Genomic DNA, 2,487 nt, shown 5'->3' with positions numbered 1-2,487 from the left:
ATGCCCAAGCGATTCGCTCCTACTTATTATAATTTATCGGCAATTTTTCTATCGTTGGATAATCTTGGTAATTTATTTTGGCCACCGAGTTTCCCGATTGATTTCATGTATTCTTGGAATCCGTTTTTAGAAACCTTTGTTATTACTAGTGTTCGCAATACTTTTCCAACAATTAAATCGTCGTAATACACGTTTTGTTTTCGCATTGCAGCGTCGATTGTTAACGCAAATTCTTCGAGATTATTGGGTTCTCCCGAAGCTTCGGGATCAAATTCGATGAACCATTCGTGGTACGGCAAACCAGTTTCTGGTGCAATTTGTGGCGCAACGGTGAATTCGTTTACTCGAATGTTTGTATTTTCCATGGCTTCTTTCAAGGCGTGCTCTACTTCTTTGCCAATTACGTGCTCTCCAAAAGCCGAAATATAGTGCTTAATTCTGCCCGAAACGATGACGCGATAAGGTTGCAAACTGGTGAACTGAATGGTGTCGCCAATGTTGTAAGCCCAAAGTCCGGCGTTGGTAGAAATTATTAAAACGTAGTTTACATGTAGCTCGACTTCGCCAATGGTGTAACGTTTTGGATTGTCAGTAAAAAACTCTTCTGATTTTATAAATTCATAGAAAATTCCGGCGTTTAGAAGCAACAACATTCCTTTTTCTTTCTGTGAATCTTGGTAGGCAAAAAATCCTTCGGAAGCCGGAAAAAGTTCTATTGAATCTACTTTTCTACCGATAAGGTTTTCGAATTTGGCTCGGTAAGGTTCAAAATTTACGCCGCCGTAAATGAACAGATTAAAGTTTTTAAAGAGTTCGCCAACAGGTTTATGTGCTTTCTCCTGAAGTTTTTCGAAATACATTTGCACCCATGACGGAATTCCAGAAATAACCGACATGTTCTCGTTGATGGTTTCTTCAACAATGGCGTCGACTTTGGTTTCCCAGTCTTCAATGCAATTGGTTTCCCAACTTGGCATTCGATTTTTTTGCAAATAGCTTGGAACGAAATGGGCTACAATTCCTGATAATCGACCTAGTTTTATTCCGTTTTTTTCTTCTAAAATCGGACTTCCTTGTAAGAAAATCATTTTTCCGTCAACAAAATGGGCGTTTCCTGTTTCGTGAATGTAACTTAAAATAGCATTTCGTGCTGCTTGAATATGAAATGGCATCGACTCTTTAGTAAGCGGAATATATTTTGCGCCCGAAGTTGTTCCTGATGTTTTGGCAAAATAAAGTGGTTTTCCTTTCCAGAGAACATCTGCTTCGCCTTTTACAACTTTGTCAACATAAGGTCTTAGTTCTTCATAATCGCGCACTGGAACTTGCTTAGCAAAATCTTGAAACGATTTTATTTCATCAAATTTGTGGTCTTTTCCGAATTGAGTATTTTTTGCCAAATGAATTAGCTCTTCAAAAACTTTTTGTTGGGTTTGAACAGGTTTTGAAGCCCATTTCAAAGTTTTTTTATGAATTTTTTTAGCAAATATTTTGGCTGCTATTGATTTTATTGACATTGTTACTCGTTTGGAAAATTATCTTTAATTGCCTTTTCTACTCTATAAAACATGAATCCGATAACAACTAAAATTATTGCTGTTTGTAAAAAAATGTTTGTTTCAAAGGTAGAATTAAACCAAGGCAGAATTAATGAAACAACAAATAATTTTACTGCCGATAGCATCATTTGAATTGAAGAATATTTTTGAGCAAAATTCCATCTTTCGCTTGATTTCATTGAGGAATTGGTACGATATCCGTACAAATAATTTATTTTTTTGGGCGGAAAAACATACATAATAAATCCAGCGATTAAAAAAATGATACTTGCAAAAGCTGGCATGTGCATAATGTTGTCTAGGCTAAACATAATCTTTTCTCTATTTTCTTTTCTCTATTTTCTTTTTCTCCTCTTCCTCTACTTCTTTTCTTAGTTTCAATTCGGCTTCGGTTGCTGTTAATTGTAAATCGGGTAACGTATCAACAGAAATGGCCAAGATGGAATCTTTATTGACTTTGGCGTATTCTAAATTTCCGTTTAAAACTTTTTTTATCGACTCGAGATAGGCTTCATTTTTTTTAATTGCAAATTCTAGTGAATCTGATTTTAAAGCTAATTCGGTCGCGTCTTTCTTAAGTTTTGTTGATGTGTAACCCGGAATGTACTCGCGTAAAGGCGTAAAAGCGATGATAAAAGTGGTGACAAAAATGATTAAAATGGCTCCGATTGAAGCAAAGACAAAGACATTCATTAAGGTTAGTTTTAAAGAAAATATTTCTTCAAAGGTGTCTTCGTTCAAAATAACCAATCGGTTTTTTGTGAAGAGTTTTTTCTTTAACAATTGCTTTTTGAGACGCTTTTGTACCATTAGTTTTTATTATCATACAAATATAGAAAATTTGTTGTTGTATTGCTTGTGAAAGAATTAACGAAGTTTAACTATAAATAAGTTGATGAAAATAAATTGTAAAGTTTTTTCTTTTACC

Annotated in this window: 3 protein-coding genes; all 3 read right to left on the bottom strand. The window is 34.7% G+C overall.

Annotation, left to right across the window (positions count from 1 at the left end; translation table 11 throughout):
• Positions 1 to 26 precede the first annotated feature (26 nt).
• Genes DIU01_RS08150 through DIU01_RS08140 form a run of 3 tightly spaced genes read right to left on the bottom strand, consistent with a single transcriptional unit; the run spans position 27 to position 2,369 of the window.
• Positions 27 to 1,517 carry a GH3 auxin-responsive promoter family protein gene (locus DIU01_RS08150; protein WP_290833332.1) on the bottom strand — a complete coding sequence of 497 codons (1,491 nt, stop codon included), beginning with the start codon at positions 1,515 to 1,517 and terminating at the stop codon, positions 27 to 29.
• 2 nt (positions 1,518 to 1,519) lie between these two features.
• Positions 1,520 to 1,870: an SdpI family protein gene (locus tag DIU01_RS08145; RefSeq protein WP_290833331.1), complete on the bottom strand. Its 351-nt coding sequence runs from the start codon at positions 1,868 to 1,870 to the stop codon at positions 1,520 to 1,522.
• A 10-nt stretch (positions 1,871 to 1,880) separates the two neighbouring features.
• The gene (locus DIU01_RS08140; protein ID WP_290833329.1) at positions 1,881 to 2,369 is read right to left on the bottom strand and encodes a peptidase; all 489 of its coding nucleotides are present in this window, start codon (positions 2,367 to 2,369) and stop codon (positions 1,881 to 1,883) included.
• Between the last annotated feature and the right edge of the window lie 118 nt (positions 2,370 to 2,487).

This window comes from Flavobacterium sp. (assembly GCF_003525665.1).
Lineage (GTDB): Bacteria > Bacteroidota > Bacteroidia > Flavobacteriales > Flavobacteriaceae > Flavobacterium.
This window is presented reverse-complemented; position numbering and strand designations above follow the sequence as displayed.